Genomic DNA, 17856 nt, shown 5'->3' on the forward strand with positions numbered 1-17856 from the left:
TCGTGAAATTCTATTTTGCGATCCAAAATAGTTCGGCATCCCATTTTGCTGTAGGAATGCCGAATAATTTACAGGGACTGATATTGATATCTTAAGTAAGTTGTTCCTAATAGGAGTGTAACTATTTAAATAGCTTAGTGATCATATCTTTTTTACCCATCATAGTCAGTTCGTTTTTAATAGCTTCGCGATATTCTCTTTTGTACCAAAATAAGAACTTGCGTTGCGATAATTTTTCTTTTTTCGATTTCGCGGTATACACTTTCTTTAAGGTATATGGGTGATAGCCAGAATAGTAAATAACCGTTGCTACAGTCATAGGTGTAGGCGTAAAATCCTGAACCTGTTCCAGTTTGAAATCCAGTTCCTTTGTTTTTATTGCCAGATCGGCCATGTCGGCAGGATGACTTCCGGGGTGACTGGAAATAAAATACGGAATTAGCTGTTGGTTTATGCCTTCCTTTTTGTTTATGCTATCGAATAAGTTTTTTAGTTCGTAAAAGAGCTTAAACGAAGGTTTTCTCATCACATTTAAAACTTCGTCGGAGGTGTGTTCCGGAGCAACTTTTAGTCTTCCGGATACATGATTTTTAATTAGTTCGACAGCATACTCTTTATTCGATTTATTTGTCGACTCATTTTTTGTTTTATGCATCATTAAATCGTAGCGTACACCACTTCCAATAAATGATTTTTTTATTCCGGGAATTTTATCGGCTTTTCTGTAAATGTCAAGCAAAGGCTTATGGTCGGTATTTAAATTCGGACATACATTAGGATGCAGACAGGAAGGTCTTTTGCAGGTTTTACAAATCGACTCATCCACACCTTTCATTTGGTACATATTAGCCGATGGACCTCCTAAATCAGATAAATATCCTTTAAAACCATCCATTTTAGTGATTTGTTCCACCTCTTTTAGTATTGATTTTTCGGAACGATTGGCAATAAACTTACCCTGGTGAGCAGATATGGTACAGAAGGAACAGCCTCCAAAGCATCCCCGATGCAGGTTCACCGAAAATTTAATCATATCAAAGGAAGGAATTGTTTTTCCTTTGTATCGTGGATGCGGTAGGCGAGTAAATGGCAAGTCGAAAACTGCATCTAATTCTTTTTCGCTCATTACCTTATACGGAGGATTTACAATGATTTGCTGGTCTTTGTAATTTTGAATCAGTTTTTTGGCCTGCATAGCATTGGATTCCTCTTCGATATGGCGGAAATTAGCTGCAAATTTCTTCCTATCTGAAAGACAATCTTCATGAGAATTTAGTTCTAAACTTTCCCATTGTTTTTTGCTGGCATATTTTTCATCTTTATTTGCAAGAAACGAGGTTTGAGGAATATTAGTAAGAGAATAAAAAGGAACTCCTCTTTTTAGTAGACGTACAATTTCTTTTAAAGGTTTTTCTCCCATTCCGTAAACCAGCAAATCGGCATGACTATCGCACAGAATGCTGGGGCATAATTTATCTTCCCAGTAATCGTAGTGAGTTAACCTACGCAGAGAAGCTTCAATTCCACCAATTAATATGGGGGTTTCAGGAAAAAGTTTCTTTAGTATCTGAGAGTAGACTATTGTAGGTTTGTCCGGACGAAAGCCATGTTTACCTCCAGGGGTATAGGCATCATCATGTCGCAATCTTCTGTTTGCAGTATAATGATTTACCATGGAATCCATATTTCCAGCAGAAATACCAAAAAATAATCTTGGCTGACCCAGCTTTTTGAAATCACGCAAATCGTCCCGCCAGTTTGGTTGTGGAACAATGGCTACTTTTAGCCCTTCCTTTTCCAGAACACGGCCAATAACCGATGTGCCAAAAGAAGGATGATCTACATACGCATCGCCACTAAACAGGATAACATCCAATTCGTCCCAACCTCTTTCTTTTACCTCTTTGGCCGATGTAGGTAGCCATTGCTTATATTGAGTATTATTTTTTTCTGCCATAAATTTCTAAATTACCGCAAAGATAAGATTTTAATAATTATTTCTACTAGCTGTGCCTTTATCTATAAGCTAAGGAGCAATTGTTAGTTTGTTAGTTCCGAACTTTGATTTTATATTTGTCAACATAAAAAAACGATGACTCACTTTTCTTTTCATACACACTCTTCCTTTTGCGATGGTAAAATGACGCCTGAAACTTATGTTTTGCATGCCATTAGTTTGGGAATGAGTTCAATTGGCTTTTCATCTCATGCACCTTTGCATGACAATTTTGTCTGGGCCATGAAATCAGACAATTTAGAATCCTATTTATCCGAAATTGAAAGGTTGAAAAAAAAGTATGAAGGAGAAATTACTATTTTTCTTTCCCTCGAGATTGATTATGTCCCGGGAGTAAGTCAGTCTTTTGAAAAGTGGAAACAGGAGTGTGCATTAGATTATACAATTGGATCTGTTCATTTGGTTAAAGCTGGCTCGGAACGCGATTTTTGGTTTCTGGATGGTCCGGATCGTAATTATAGTAAGGGAATTAATGAATTATTTTATGGAGATGTGCAAAAAGCTGTGAGCTCTTACTACAATCAGGTAATTGAAATGATAAAAGAACAAAAACCAGATGTAATTGGACATATCGATAAAGTAAAGATGAACAATAAGAATATTTTTTTCGATGAAAAAGAGGATTGGTATATTGATCTTCTTGATAGAACTTTAGCAAGTGTAGAAGAATCCAATTGTATTGTGGAAGTGAATACCCGTGGCATATACAAGAAGAAATCTCAAGAGCTCTTTCCCGATTCATATTTTCTGGAACAATGCTACCGCAGAAAAATTCGGATGACTATTAGTTCCGATGCTCATCATCCCGATGAATTAATTGCGGGTTTTGATACTGCAAAAAAAAGACTGAAAGATATTGGTTTCGAGTATGTTTATGTGTTTTTTGAAGGAGAGTGGATGCCAGAGCCTATCTGAATTCATAAAAAACGAATCTTTAATTAAGTAAATAATCGGAAGGAGTATAGATAAATTATGCTATTTTTACTCTCTTCAAAATACAGTACTGCCTTTGTAAAAGAAAATGGCTCTATTTGCCTGTTCTGTATTTAAAAAATTAGACCTTAAAATAAAACATAAAACAAGCTTCTCATACTTACCTTAATCGGAAGAAAGGGCTTGGAGGAAAAATATTATATATGAAATTAGTTGATCCCAAAGATTTACTTAAAGCAAGTGAAAGTCTCAATTGGTTTGGAGGGGAAAGCTTTGCTAAATTGCTAATGTATCTTCTTAAGTTAAACAAACTTAACGAATTGTATTCTGCCAACTGTCGCAAAGATGGAATAGATTTTATTGATGCTTTAATTGATGATCTTGGAATTAAATTTGAAATTGATGATGAGGAGTTAAAGAGAATTCCTAAAGAAGGACCATTTATAAGCATCTCTAATCATCCTTTTGGTGGAATAGATGGGATTATACTTATTAAGATAATTTGCATGGTTCGTCCGGATTTTAGGGCGATGGCAAATTTTTTATTGAAAAAGATACAACCTATTCAGGATTATTTTTTAGGTGTTAACCCTTTCGAAACCCGTAAAGGTGTTGCCTCCAGTACAGGTGGTTTAAAAGAAGCCCTTAGACATTTAAGTGATGGGAAACCATTGGGAATTTTTCCGGCAGGAGAGGTTTCTTCCTATCGGTTCGAAACGCATAATATTACCGATAAGCAATGGATGCCTTCTATCCTGAAATTTATTAAGAAAGCAGAAGTTCCTGTGGTTCCAATTTATTTTCAGGGTAGTAATAGTTTGATATTTCATCTTTTAGGGATGATTCATCCTACCTTAAGAACGGTGAAACTGCCCTCGGAACTTCTAAATAAAAAGAACAAAACCATACGCATAAGAATTGGAAACCCTATTTCTGTAAAAGACCAGAAAGATTTTACGGATATTAATCAGTACGGACGATTTTTGCGTACAAAAACATATATGCTGGGAACACCTATTGAGGTGAAAAAATTCTACAAGCTTAAGCGAAGAAGTAAAAAAGAAAAAGTAGAGCCCCTTATCGATCCGGTGGATCCGGAATTAATTCGGTCCGAAGTAGAGAGTCTGAAGGAAGATTATATGTTATTTAAAAGTCGTTCTTATGTTGTATATTGTGCGCCTTCTGCTAAGTTGCCAAATATCTTAACAGAACTGGGGCGACTGCGTGAAATTACTTTTCGTGAGGTAGGCGAAGGAACCAATCAGAGTATCGATGTTGACGAGTACGATTTGTATTATCATCAGCTTTTTATCTGGGATGAAGAGAATCATAAAATAGTAGGAGCCTATCGGGTAGGAAAAGGAAATGAAATTTTATCGGGCTATGGGCTTAAGGGGTTTTATTTGCAAAGCCTTTTTAAAATGAGTAAGCAATTTCAGCCTGTATTAAATCAGTCGCTGGAATTAGGTCGCTCGTTTATTGTTAAGGAATATCAGCGAAAGCCAATGCCTTTGTTTTTGTTATGGAAAGGGATACTGTATTTCCTTCTTAAAAATCCCGAGTCGAGATATTTAATCGGTCCGGTGAGTATTAGTAATCAATATTCGAATTTATCTAAAGATTTGATAATTAAGTTTATCATGTCCAATTATTTTAATTATGAATTGGGACAACTGGTTAAGCCTCGAAAACAATTTAAAGTTAAAACAAGCGATCTGGATATTGATATATTACTGGAAACAGCAAAGAGTGATATCAATAAATTAGACAAGCTGATTGGTGATTTTGAGATTACAAATGATAAGTTGCCGGTTTTATTAAAAAAGTATATTTCCTTAAATGCCAAGATTATAGGTTTCAATATCGATCCTAATTTTAATGATTGCCTGGATGGTTTAATCGTGATTGATCTTTTCGATGTGCCACTTAAGGTAATAGAGTCATTATCAAAGGAAATTAACGATGATACAATTCTACAAAGATTTTCTTCTGAAGAAATAGAGTTTTAGAAGATATTTTACGAACTTTGCGATTCAATTTTGTTAACTGAAAAAGACGAGTAATTGGACTTTCAATATATTTTTAAAGGCATTGTTGTTGGCTTAATGGTATCTATACCTTTGGGGCCAATTGGCGTATTGATCATTCAAAAGACAATACAAAAAGGGAGGCTGGCCGGTTTTATTTCCGGGATGGGTGCTGCCGTTGCCGATATGTTTTATGCAACAGTTGCTGCATTTGGTTTGGGAATTGTCCTGAATTTTATAAAGACACAGGAATTTTACCTTCAATTAATAGGCAGTATTTTTTTGGTGTACGTGGGCATGCGAATTTTTCTTACCAATCCGGTAAAGCAAATACGCGGGGCTAAAAAAACTGGTAAAAAAGGAATGCTGGGCGATTTTTTGTCTATCTTCTTTCTGACTGCATCGAATCCTATAGCAGTATTTGTTTTTGTGGCAGTATTTGCCGGGACCTCTATTTTTGGAAGCAATCCAACCCTTCGAATCGAGCTGTTTCTAATTTTGGGAGTTCTCCTGGGGGGAGGACTTTGGTGGTACACACTTTCAACAATCATCAATGCATTTCGTAAAAAATTCAGATTAAAACAGTTGTTCTGGATCAATAAAATATCCGGAATTATTATTGCTGTTCTAGGTCTGCTCGCATTTTTGGCCTGTTTCGAGCCTATTAAGTCTTTTATTCATTCGTAGGTTTTAAGTGACAAGTTCCAAAAACCAAGTAGTAAGGAAAAAGGAAAAAGGAAGAAGTTCCAAGTTTCAAGTTCCAAAAAACAAGTAGTAAGGAACAAGGATAAAGGAAGAAGTTCCAAGCTCCAAGCTCCAAGTGTCAAGTGACAAGTATCAAGTAATAAGTAACAAGTTCCAAGTTTCAAGTGACAAGTATCAAGCTCCAAGCTCCAAGTGACAAGTATCAAGTAATAAGTCTAAGCTTTAATTTTTGGTTTTGAAATTTGGGTTTTGATTTTTGGAATTTATTTTTTTTGACTTTGGACTTTGAAACTTGAAACTTGGGTTTTGAAATTTGAAATTTGATTTTTTTGAATTTGCCTTACCTAATCGTTACCATCGTAGCTCCCCAGCCATACTCTTTAAAAGAAGCATCTTGCTGGTAATATTTTTTGTACTTGCGGCGCAATTCGTCGTGTAGTTTCTTTTTTAAAGTGCCATTCCCAATTCCGTGAATAAACACTATTTTTTTGCCTTTACTATTTTCATTTTGTCTCAATATATCGTGGAATTTATTGAGCTGATAGTCTAGAATATCGGCATTAGATAGGCCAGTAACCGAATCTATAAGTGCATTAATATGCAGGTCGATTTCCAGAATATCACCCTTGGTTTTTGTACTTGCTTTTTGAGGTTTAGCAGTTCCTGAAAATTCTTTTTCACGAATTACCTTCTTAAACTCACTTTTACTTAACTCCTCAAGTTTATCTTCTATTGCTTCACCAGTAAGCTTACTCAGAATCACATTTTGCTGAAAATAGGCTGTTTCCTTATAAGAGCTCGATTTGTAGAACTTAACCGGCTGAATTTTTATGCTTTTCTCCAGAGGTTTCTTTATGGCCGATTTTCCTTGCTGATAAAAGAGGATTTGAAAGAAACAAGCGGATAAATTGTTCAGCTCTTTGGGGTCGTATTCATTTAGTAGAATTTTCGATTTTGGATCCAGATTACCTGCAGTAATTCCTTCTTTGTCACCCTCTTTTTCATCATAAAAAGAGTAGAGTAAAATGTGATTGGTATCGTTTATCAGATACAGTTCCAGCGGACTTTCGGTGATTTTGTATCCTTCTCGTGGAGCAAATGCAATGTATACATCTTCTTTTTCGACATGTAAAGGTTCTTTTGTGGCTGTAAAAACAGGACTATGACTTTGTAATCCGCTTGTGTTTTTGGGGGGCTGACTTTCTCCTCCGGCTGATTCTACGACTACCAGATTTTTTTTGAGAGTAGGAATCTCAAACTCATCTTCATCGTTTAAAACCATAACTGTATTGGCATCTATAATCCGGGTAACCGCACCGCCACCAATTTCATTTAAAAATCTAACTTTATCTCCTATGTTAATTTGCATCGTATTTGTTTTTTTATTGATATCAATTCAAGTATTCATAAATTATGAATGATAATATGCTTGAATCGCACACTATGTTTTCAATTTCGAACAAAGTTAGCTATTTTTGCCGATCAAAATTAATCGCATAGCTAAAATATATGCAGGGAGATAAAAGTAGGATGGAAACAATTACCAACAGCTTAAAATCGGAGCCTAAAGAAATTCAGATTTCGGAATATACATACGATTTACCAGATCAGCGAATCGCTAAACACCCTCTCGAAAACAGAGATTTATCGAAATTGTTAGTGTTTAAAGGTGGGGAGATAAAAGAATCGGTATTCTGCCAGCTTTCTGAGGAGATAGATAGAGGGACGAAAATGGTGTTTAATAATACTAAAGTTATTCAGGCACGATTGATTTTTCACAAAGAAACCGGTGCGAGAATTGAAATATTTTGCTTAGAACCTATAAATCCTGCAGATTATAGTCTTGCATTCCAGGCCAAAGGGCAGTCTTCCTGGAAATGTATTATTGGAAACCTGAGAAAATGGAAGTCTGGCGTCTTAAAAATGCCATTTTTTGTCGATGGACAAGAATTTTGCTTGCAGGCCGAGAGAATCAACCAACTCGATGGAGCTCAGGAGGTGCAATTTTCATGGAATCACCCCGAACTTTGTTTTAGCGATGTGCTGGAACAGACTGGTAAAATTCCTATCCCTCCTTATTTAAACAGGGATACCGAGGCTTCCGATTTGCTTCGCTACCAAACGGTATATTCTAAATATGAAGGTTCGGTGGCAGCACCTACGGCAGGTTTGCATTTTACTGAAAATGTATTTGCTAAGCTAGATAGCAGGGGAGTGCAGCGCGAGGAGTTAACTTTACATGTGGGTGCCGGAACATTTAAGCCAGTAAAAGCAGCACAAATTGGCGATCATGAAATGCATACTGAGCACATTCAGGTGAGCAAAGAAAGTTTAAAAAGTATCGGCAGCAGCATCGGGAAAATTGTTGCTGTAGGAACCACTTCGGTGCGTACCTTGGAGAGTTTGTATTGGATGGGCGTAAAGATTTTAAGCAATAAGAATAATCCGGCTCTGCTAGAACAATGGGAAGCATATCAGCTGCCAAAGCAATATGATTTAAAAGAGTCATTCGATGCAATTTGTGATTATATGGACGAAAGAGAGCTGACTTTATTCAATGCGGCGACTCAAATTATTATTGCTCCAGGTTATGATTTTAAGGTGATATCTGGTTTGGTAACTAATTTTCATCAGCCCCAGAGTACCCTGCTATTGCTGATATCGGCATTGGTGGGCGATAAGTGGAGAAAAATCTACAAATATGCAATGGAGAACGATTTTCGATTTTTAAGCTATGGCGATAGTTCTTTATTAATGAAGGAGTAGAATCTTATAATTAGACTTTCCGGGAGTGCTTTTTATTTTATGTCTTACTTAATAAATGCCTTGTTTGTTTGGGTAATCTGTGATTGTTTACTACTGATATATGTGGTTTATAAGGACTAAATGGGTGATTTTATCAAAAGCAGTCGTTGTTTAATTAATTTTATTTTCTATCCACGAGTATTTTATTATATTTACTATTGTTAATCTGATGAAATAATCTCAGTGTTCCATTCTACCTATTTGTTATGAGAAACATATTCTTTTTGATTTGTATTTCTTTATCGGCCGGAATCATTAGCTATTTTTCACCTTTTTTTGATATTAATTTTAGCTCATCGTACTCGGAAGAAAAGACCTATGCTGTAGAGATTGCAAAGTATAAATATCCTGTTTATACAAATTATTTTGATAATCTTGATAATGTAATCGAATTAAATGGAAAAAATGGTGAGTATCGCTATTTTTCAGGCATTACAAAATCAATAGCTGAGGTAGAGGAGTTAAGTGAGAAAATTCGAGAATTGGGATACGATCAGGCTCGAGTGGTGAATTTAAAAAATGAATATTCATCTGATGTTGTAAAAGGAATTTTACAGGATCATCTTCAGGTAAAAAGGGCAGAAAATCCGTTTGTAAAGAAAAAGGCAGTTCCTGTAAAGCCAACTGAAAAAATTAAAATGCCAGCAGTTCCTCAAAAAATATCTTCGAATCACGTACAGATTGTTCAGGACAATATGGGGCGCAAAATGCGTGGTAAGGAGTATCATGATTATTATTATGAGTTGACTCATGTGTTAAGTACAGCTCCTGAGTATCATATCGAACTAGGGGCTTACGCAGATAAGGCAACGGCAAAGGCAGCTATTCAGAAATTAAAAAATGCAGGGTTCACTAAGGCAAAAATAAGAACTCCCGGAACTCAGGAAAGCTCTTTTCCTACAACAAAAAGTTCCACCTCTCCCCATTATACCATTCAGATTTTTGCAGGGAAAAAAGCGCTGGAAAGCACTCAGTTTTCCATCAAAGGGATCAGCCGAAGCTACGATCAGTATGAAGAATTGTACCGATATTTCTCGGGGGATTATGATAATTATTGGGTTTGTCGCCGCCAGTTACGCGAAGTCAGACGTAAAGGCTATCGGGATGCTTTTATTGTAAAGTTGTAGGTGTCAAGTTGCAAGTATAAGGGGTAAAGTGATAAGTGAAAAGGATGAAGTGAAAAATCATCAAGGATTAAATTGATATTGTTGGTAGTACTACTCTATTTTGTGGAAAAGTGATAAGTAACAATTATAAAATGGGACAGAATCAATTACAGAATCGGCTATTTCATTTCTCTGTAAATATTATTAAAAATGTACGAAATTTACCTGTTTCAAAGGAGTATAATGTTATAGCATTTCAAATATTAAAATCAGCTACTTCTGTAGGGGCAAATTATGAAGAGGCCCAGGCTGCAGTTTCTGGTGCAGATTTCGCAAATAAAGTAGGCATTTCATTAAAAGAGATGCGAGAAACTAACTATTGGATCAGGATTATTATTGCCATATCAGAAAATGATAAAGAATGGTTGAAGCTTGAGGTGGAATCGAATGAGCTTGTGAAAATTCTCGGGACAATAAGTTATAAGACCAGAAAAAGGCTAACGAAGTGACAACTTTACCCTTATTACTTGATCTTTTTTTCTTCATCCTTCATCCTTTTTTCTTTATCCTTCATCCTTCATCCTTTTGTTTCTTATTACTTATTCTCTGTCACTTGCTATTTACCACTTATTCCTTATCTTTGCGGCGGCAAACCGTTCTATCGCTGCTTCGCAGGAAGGAGAGGAAAGTCCGGGCAACACAGAGTAACATACTTCTTAACGGGAAGAAGGCCGAAAGGCTTTAGTAGTAGAGCAGAAAAGAACCGCCAATAGTGCTTTGTAATAAATTGGTAAGGGTGAAAAGGTGAGGTAAGAGCTCACCGGTGCCCGTGGTAACATGGGTAGCCGTGTACCTTATGTGTTGCAAGATCAAGTATACCGGCAGCTGTAGGCTTACTCGGCCGATGTCGGGGGGTAGATTGCTTGAGGCATTTGGTGACAAATGTTTTAGATAAATGATAGAAACCTCTTTGGAGGGACAGGACCCGGCTTATAGGTTTGCCACTTTTTAATTAGTAATGAAAAATTAGTAATTAATAATACCATCTCAGGAAACTGGGATGGTTTTTTTTCTTCACGCCTTTTTCAGCTATGGGGCCCCACCTGCCTTGTTCATGTCGAGTAGACGATTCGAGCAGACGACCAATTAATTTGTGAGAATTTAAGGTTTCCTTTAATTCCATGAGATCCTGAAACGAGTTCAGGATGACGTGCAAGTGGGGACATTTAGCCTTTAACCTTTAAATCGGTGAGATCCTTCGTCGCTGCGCTTCCCTCAGGATGACGTGCAAGCTTTTGATTTTTCGACCTTTGGATTTTGGAATTTGGACTTTGGAATTTCCTCCTTTACCCTTTTTCCTTTACCCTTTAAACTTTATGCTTGAATTTCTTTAATTCCTTGAGATCCTGAAATCCTTGAGATCCTGAAACGAGTTCAGGATGACGTTCGTCAGTTCAGGATGACGTGTGATCATGAGAATTCCACATTGTCTTTGCGAGGAGGCACGACGTGGCAATCTGTTGATGTGGAGTACAAAGTCCAAATTATTAATTCCTAATTCTTAATTATTTGAAGAGATCCTTCGTCGCTGCGCTTCCCTCAGGATGACGTGCGATTATGATTATCTTAATTAAAAGCAGGCTGCCAAATCATACTTTATCATATTTATGTCTTAGAATCAATGAGACAGTTGAAGCAAGGTTCTAAAATTGTATTTTAAACCAAGCAAAATAGTTACAATCTTAAAAATCTGCGTCTGATGCTTTTAGGATGTCCGAAATAGCCGCCAGATAATTTTTAATTCTTAATTTTTTTCTGTCCTCTAGCCGGAGGGGCTTTTCATTTTTGGCTTGACCCAAAAACGAAACAAAAAAATCAAGACTGCGCCAATCGGTGACCCATCACGCTTTAAAGGCTAAAAAAAAGTAATGTTTTTAAAATGACTTGTCGTTTATTCATATAGATCGTTCCTTAGAATTCATACGATAAATACCTATCAGAAGAAAGTATTCATTTTAAAAACGGATTTTTTTCTTCACGCCTTTTTCAGCTATGGGGCCCCACCTACTTTGGCAATGTCGAAAAAAGCCGCCGGAAATTCATAATTCATAATTAAAAGTGCTCAACCGAATTTGTGTTGATTCGTGTTATCTGTGAAATCTGTGGTTTCCTTTTTCCTTTACCCTTTAAACTTTATGCTTGAATTTCTTCAATTCTGTGAGATCCTTCGTCGCTGCGCTTCCCTCAGGATGACGTGCAAGCTTTTGACTTTTCGACTTTGGATTTTGGAATTTGGACTTTGGAATTTCCTCCTTTACCCTTTTTCCTTATTCCTCCTTTAGCCTTTAACCTGCTGTTCGATGAGATCCTTCGTCGCTGCGCTTCCCTCAGGATGACGTGCAAGCTTTTGACTTTTCGACCCTTCAACTTTGGATTTTGGATTTTGGGATTTGAAATTTCCTCCTTTACCCTTTTTCCTTTACCCTTTAAACTTTATGCTTAAATTTCTTCAATTCTGTGAGATCCTGAAATCCTTGAGATCCTGAAACGAGTTCAGGATGACGTTCGTCAGTTCAGGATGACGTGCAAGCTTTTGACTTTTTGACTTTTGTCCTTTAGTCTTGGGGTTTGAAATTTGGTTTTCGAAGTTTGAAAACTCTTCCTTTAAACTTTGCTACTTTCCCTTTATTACTTCATTTTTGTTTCTAGCATAACAATCTTATGAAGTAGGGTGAAACTTGATTTAAGCGGAATCAATATTAAAAATATAGAAAAAAATAACGCAACCCTTTGCGGAGACATGAGTCATATTAGAGAGTTTTTTCTTAGATAAAATTTTGATTTGAAGGTGTGAATTTGCTCTTTTTCTTGATAAAAATAAAACTTGACAGCTTTGACACTTGCATATAGTAGAATAAGGCTTTACTTTTGTAGGCTAAACTGTAGTTAGATTTTACTGATTGAGTTTTTTAAAATGACAAACACTACTTATATACTATAAATTATGAATTTATTAAAAATTAATGTTTTTGATAAAACAACACCAAGATGGATTGTTTTTGTAATCGACTTGGCAATTAGTTTAATTTCAATCTCTTCTGCTTACTTATTGCGTTTTAATTTTAATTTTGAAGCTGTTCATAACAGTGCAGCTGTGATTATTATTCCAATTTTTGTTCTGTTTAGGGCCTTAACGTTTTTGTACGGTGGTACTTATGCGGGTATAGTAAGATACACAAGTTCTAAGGATGCAGAAAGAATTTTTGTTGTGGTTACCATTGGTTCTGCAGTATTTACTCTTTTTAATTTAATAAGCTTTATTGGGAGAGAGGGAGTGTTCATTGTTCCTTTTTCCATATTAATAATCGAGTACATTTCGGTTGTTTTTTTGATGACAACTAGTCGTATTATATTTAAGGCAATTTATAATAGATATTTAACCCGCTCAAAAGTTCGTGAAAATATATTGATTTATGGAAGTGATGAGTTTGGTTTGATGGCCAAGCATGCTTTGGATAGTGGCTCTGATGTAAATAGTTATATTGTGGCATTTATCGATCACAACAATAAGAAAGTGGGAAGTAAGATCGAGGATGTTAAAATATATAGTACAAACGATTTAGGTGTTTTAATTGAAAAAGAGCAGATTGATAAAGTCATAATAGCTAAAAAGGATTTGACGGCTGAGCAAAAAAGTCAGGTTGTAGAGAAATGTCTTGAGTTTAATGTTAAGGTGTGGGAGGTTCCTAAATTTGAAAGTTGGGTTAGTGGTGAGCTGAGTGTGAAACAAATTCGTGCCATTAAAATTGAGGATTTATTGGAGCGTGATCCTATTAAATTGGATTGGGACCAGATTAATAAGCAGGTTAATAATAAGACGGTATTGGTTACAGGAGCTGCTGGATCTATAGGTAGTGAAATGGTTCGCCAAATAGCTCGTTTTAATCCGAAAAGTATTGTGTTGTTCGATCAGGCAGAGTCTCCTTTGTATGATATTGAACTTTCCTTAAAAGAAGAATTGAATTTCTATAAGGCAGAAATAGTAATTGGGGATGTGAGGGATAAGGAAAGGACTCAAAGGATGTTTGAGGTTTACAAACCAGATTTGGTGTATCATGCGGCAGCATATAAGCATGTTCCTATGATGGAAAACAATCCGTCCGAAGCGATTAAAACCAATGTGTTTGGAACAAAAAATATTGCAGATTTAGCATTAGAGTTTGGCATAGAACGATTTGTTATGGTTTCTACCGATAAGGCAGTAAATCCAACCAATGTAATGGGTGCTTCTAAGCGGATAGCTGAGATTTATACTCAATCCTTAAATAAACCAGGGGGCAAGACTCATTTTATCACCACTCGTTTTGGGAACGTTTTGGGTTCCAATGGTTCGGTTATTCCGCGATTTAAAGCTCAAATTGATAAAGGTGGGCCTGTTACGGTTACGCATCCTGAAATTACGAGGTATTTTATGACCATTCCCGAGGCTTGTCAGTTAGTGATGCAGGCAGGTGCAATTGGCTCGGGTGGTAAGATCTTTATTTTTGATATGGGAAAATCGGTTAAGATTGCTGATTTAGCATATAAAATGATTAAACTAAGTGGTTTAAAGTGTGGAGTAGATATTCAGGTGCAATTCTCGGGTTTACGACCAGGTGAAAAATTATATGAAGAATTATTGAATGTAAAAGAAAATACGATTCCTACCAAGCATCCACGAATTATGGTTGCAAAAGTTCGGGAGTATCAGCTTATGGAAGTGCAGTTGTTGATAGAGCGTTTTCATGAAATTCTTGAAACAAATGATAATTTTAAGATTGTAGCTCACATGAAGAATATCGTACCTGAATTTAAATCGATGAATTCGATTTATGAGCAACTGGATAAAAATATTGTTTCGAAAAGAAAGCTTGTGGGAGATAATAAAGTACCTGATGAAATTAAGAAAATGCTAAACTAAATTGATCTATTCATACTATTGAGAGCTGTTTTGTTTATTAAAAAACAGCTTTTTTTATTCTCGTACAACTTGGCACATTTGGCAGTTTATTTACTGGTAATTTCTAGTTATGTTTGCGAGCCTGAAAAAATGAGCTCTTGTATTGTTTTTGTTAAAACTAGAGGGTGAGTTAGTATTTGTTTTTTGTTCTATTGGAAGGGGATTGGTAAAAACAACAAGTTTTAGATGTTTTTTTTGTGTATCCTTGTAAAAAAAATTAGTAGAAGATGGTTTTTAGTTATGAAGTTGTTTTTCAGGCTGAAAGTTGAGCCTTTTCTATTTTAAAATGGTAAGAAGTACAACAGGGTATAAAAGATGCATTAAAATTAGGGAATTGCGGAAGTGTTTTTTAATTTTGCACAGCTAAAAAAAACATTGATCCTAAATAAATAGGCTTTTGTCAATGCAAAGTGATTTCTGAAAATATAGATAAAAATAGACCGAATATTAAATATTTATAAAATTATGGTTCGATTCATTCGAAAGTGTTCTTTGTTGATGGGGTTTTTAGTAGTGGTCTGTATTGGTGTTTCAGCCCAGTCTACCTCTATTAATCCTGCTACCGTTGATGTAAAATCCTTAAGTGATGCGCAGATTAAGAAAGTGATTGATGAGATGGATAAAAATGGCATGAGTCTGGAAGAGGCCATGACTATGGCCCGTGCAAGAGGGGCTTCTCAGGTGCAGATTGATCAGTTGACACAACGTATTAGAGCGTATCAGTTAACACAACAGTCCAATAATGTAATGTTTTCAGCAGAGTCGGATAGTTCTGATTATTTACAGGAGCAATTTTCGGACAAAGTTGAATTTGAGGCAACAGAAAAAACAAAGAAGATTTTCGGATTCCAGTTTTTTAATTCCGAGAATTTAAGTTTTGCACCCAATGTAAACGTACCGGTATCCGATTCTTATGCCTTAGGAGTGGGCGATGAAGTGAATATCTCGGTATATGGAGCTTCTCAGCAAAATTACCTTCTTAGGGTACAGAAAAACGGAGCACTTCAAATTCCCGATTTGGGACCCGTAAATGTATACGGACTAAGTTTTAAAGAAGCGAAGGAAAAAATAAAGAGCCGTTTGGTGAGCATCTACAATGGCATGCAGGGAGCGAATGCCAATACCTTTGCCGATGTGAGTCTGGGAGCTTTGCAGGGAGTTAAGGTAAATGTAATTGGAGAGGTGAATGTGCCGGGCACCTATTCTTTGCCCGCAACTGCTTCGGTGTTCAATGCTCTGTATTTGGCTGGCGGACCCAATGAGAATGGATCTTTTCGAAGGATCGATGTGGTTCGTGACGGTAAAGTAATCAATTCGGTTGATGTATATGCTTACCTAATCGATGGAGAAACACAAGCTAATATTCAATTGCGCGATCAGGATGTGGTTTTGGTGCGTCCTTATCTGAATCGAATAAAGCTGGGAGGTGAGTTCAAACGGGTTGGTTTGTTCGAGGCCAAAGACCAGGAGAATGTAACAGACATGATACGTTATGCGGGAGGTTTTACCGATAAAGCTTACACTCATCGTCTGGAGATGTATCGTAATAACGGACGAACCTTAAGTTTTACAGGTCTTGATTCTGATGAATATCAAACGAAAGTGTTGATTAATGGAGATTCTATTTATGCAGGTGAGATTGTTGAGCGGTTTGCGAATCGAATCAGTATAGAAGGAGCTGTGTATCGTCCGGGTAATTATGAGTTGACTGAGGGCATGAGCTTATCGAAATTACTCGAAAAAGCAGAAGGTTTAAGGGAAGAGGCTTTTCTAGAGCGTGGAGTAATTACCCGCAAGAAAAGTGACATGAGTCTGGAATCCATTTCTTTTTCTCCCCGCAAGGTGCTTAGTGGAACAGAAGATGTAGAATTACATCGGGAAGACAAAGTCTTGATTTCCTCTATTTTTGAGATGCGCGAAGCACGTACGGTGGAAATTGTTGGAGAAGTTCAATTTTCAGGTACGTATGCCTGGGCAGAAAATTTAACTGTTAGCGATCTTGTTTTTCAGGCCGGTGGCTTTAAGGAAGGGGCTGAGGTTACGGGTGTTGAAGTGAGTCGTGTGCTGAATTATAAGGAGACCGCCGATTTAAGCAAATCTCTTCTGCATACTTTTCAGTTGGGCGTCGACCGCAATTTAAAACTAAATGCTGAAGATGCTGCTTTCATCCTGAAGCCATTCGATAAGGTGTACGTTCGCCGTGCACCGGGATATCGCGAGCAGGGAACTGTCAGCGTGCAGGGAGAAGTGAAGTATGCCGGAGAGTATGGAGTAACGAAGAAGGATGAAAAAATATCCGATGTGATCAATAGAGCAGGGGGTTTAACACTCGAGGCTTATGTGAAAGGTGCATCTTTAAGAAGAAGAATAGAATTGAGTGAGGCAGAATATCAGGCCAAACTGGCCATAGCTGCTCAGGATACAACCATGAATCCGGGTGAGGTAGAAAAAGTAAAGTATCAGGTAGTTGGACTTAATCTGGTTGAGATCATGAAGAATCCAGGAGGAGTAGAAGATTTGCAGCTGCTGGCAGGAGATCAGCTTTTGATTCCATCGAAACTTGAGACGGTAATGGTGTCGGGTTCGGTTCTGAATCCGGTGGCTCATACTTTTATGAAGAGGAAGAATGCCAAAGACTACATTATGAACTCCGGAGGATTTGCCCTGAGAGCTAAAAAAGGAAAGGTATATGTATTGTATGCCAACGGAACAACGGCAGCTACCAAAAGTGGTTTGTTTGGTCGTCGTTTCCCAAAGGTAGAGCCAGGCTGTGAAATTATTGTTCCGGAAAAACCAGAGGTAGACAAAGCAACGCAGGCAAGCAAATGGCTGGCCATCGCATCGACTTTTGCTACGCTGATTACGGCAATTGCCGTGGCTACGAGATAGTTTGCCGTGGCTTCTATTAATGAATGTCTTTGCGAGGAGGAACGACGAAGCAATCTGTTAGGTAGGGATTACACCTCCCGATAGCTATCGGGATAAAACGGATTACACGAATTGACGTCTGTTATCCAGAACTGACGCAGTCATCCTGAACTGACGAACGTCATCCAGAACTGACGCAGTCATCCTGAACTGACGAACGTCATCCTGAACTGACGAACGTCATCCTGAACTCGTTTCAGGATCTCAGGATCTCAAGGATCTCAAGGATCTCAAGGATCTCAAGGATCTCAGGATCTCAAGGATAAATACAGATGCTGAAACAAGTTCAGCATGACGAATATTATTTTAATTAAGAGTTTGAATCCAGAATTAAAG

At 37.1% G+C, this 17856-nt stretch carries 10 protein-coding genes and 1 other RNA gene; 9 read left to right on the forward strand and 2 right to left on the reverse strand.

Going from position 1 to position 17856, the window contains the following annotated elements:
• Positions 1 to 121 precede the first annotated feature (121 nt).
• Positions 122 to 1957, reverse strand: a complete 1836-nt coding sequence (locus ACT3CE_RS05820; protein WP_444708821.1) for a YgiQ family radical SAM protein — start codon at positions 1955 to 1957, stop codon at positions 122 to 124.
• Positions 1958 to 2092: 135 nt separating this feature from the next.
• Here ACT3CE_RS05820 and hisJ point away from each other — a divergent pair, with 135 nt between their 5' ends.
• The 3 genes from hisJ to ACT3CE_RS05835 all read left to right on the forward strand — a co-directional run bounded on the left by hisJ (position 2093) and on the right by ACT3CE_RS05835 (position 5664).
• Positions 2093 to 2932: a histidinol-phosphatase HisJ gene (gene hisJ, locus ACT3CE_RS05825; protein WP_444708822.1), complete on the forward strand. Its 840-nt coding sequence runs from the start codon at positions 2093 to 2095 to the stop codon at positions 2930 to 2932.
• A 221-nt stretch (positions 2933 to 3153) separates the two neighbouring features.
• Positions 3154 to 4959: a lysophospholipid acyltransferase family protein gene (locus tag ACT3CE_RS05830; RefSeq protein WP_444708823.1), complete on the forward strand. Its 1806-nt coding sequence runs from the start codon at positions 3154 to 3156 to the stop codon at positions 4957 to 4959.
• A 54-nt stretch (positions 4960 to 5013) separates the two neighbouring features.
• Complete coding sequence (locus ACT3CE_RS05835; RefSeq protein ID WP_444708824.1) at positions 5014 to 5664, forward strand: LysE family translocator; 651 nt, start codon at positions 5014 to 5016, stop codon at positions 5662 to 5664.
• 358 nt (positions 5665 to 6022) lie between these two features.
• Here ACT3CE_RS05835 and ACT3CE_RS05840 read toward each other — a convergent pair whose 3' ends face one another.
• Positions 6023 to 7051 (reverse strand): DUF2027 domain-containing protein, encoded by a 1029-nt coding sequence (locus ACT3CE_RS05840; protein ID WP_444708825.1) that lies wholly within the window; start codon positions 7049 to 7051, stop codon positions 6023 to 6025.
• A 140-nt stretch (positions 7052 to 7191) separates the two neighbouring features.
• On the opposite strand from ACT3CE_RS05840, the gene ACT3CE_RS05845 reads away from it, so the two are divergent.
• From ACT3CE_RS05845 to ACT3CE_RS05870, 6 genes are all read left to right on the forward strand, one after another.
• On the forward strand, positions 7192 to 8448 hold the full coding sequence (locus ACT3CE_RS05845) for an S-adenosylmethionine:tRNA ribosyltransferase-isomerase (RefSeq protein ID WP_444708826.1): 1257 nt from the start codon (positions 7192 to 7194) through the stop codon (positions 8446 to 8448).
• A gap of 245 nt (positions 8449 to 8693) precedes the next feature.
• Positions 8694 to 9614 (forward strand): SPOR domain-containing protein, encoded by a 921-nt coding sequence (locus ACT3CE_RS05850; protein WP_444708827.1) that lies wholly within the window; start codon positions 8694 to 8696, stop codon positions 9612 to 9614.
• A 131-nt stretch (positions 9615 to 9745) separates the two neighbouring features.
• Positions 9746 to 10102: a four helix bundle protein gene (locus ACT3CE_RS05855; protein WP_444708828.1), complete on the forward strand. Its 357-nt coding sequence runs from the start codon at positions 9746 to 9748 to the stop codon at positions 10100 to 10102.
• A 136-nt stretch (positions 10103 to 10238) separates the two neighbouring features.
• Positions 10239 to 10602: RNase P RNA component class A (rnpB, locus tag ACT3CE_RS05860), an RNA gene on the forward strand.
• 1995 nt (positions 10603 to 12597) lie between these two features.
• Positions 12598 to 14553 (forward strand): polysaccharide biosynthesis protein, encoded by a 1956-nt coding sequence (locus tag ACT3CE_RS05865; RefSeq protein WP_444708829.1) that lies wholly within the window; start codon positions 12598 to 12600, stop codon positions 14551 to 14553.
• 504 nt (positions 14554 to 15057) lie between these two features.
• Positions 15058 to 17481, forward strand: coding sequence for an SLBB domain-containing protein (locus tag ACT3CE_RS05870; RefSeq protein WP_444708830.1), 2424 nt, complete (start codon positions 15058 to 15060; stop codon positions 17479 to 17481).
• Positions 17482 to 17856 lie beyond the last annotated feature (375 nt).

The organism is Marinifilum sp. RC60d5 (assembly GCF_052400665.1).
Lineage (GTDB): Bacteria > Bacteroidota > Bacteroidia > Bacteroidales > Marinifilaceae > JBQTGK01.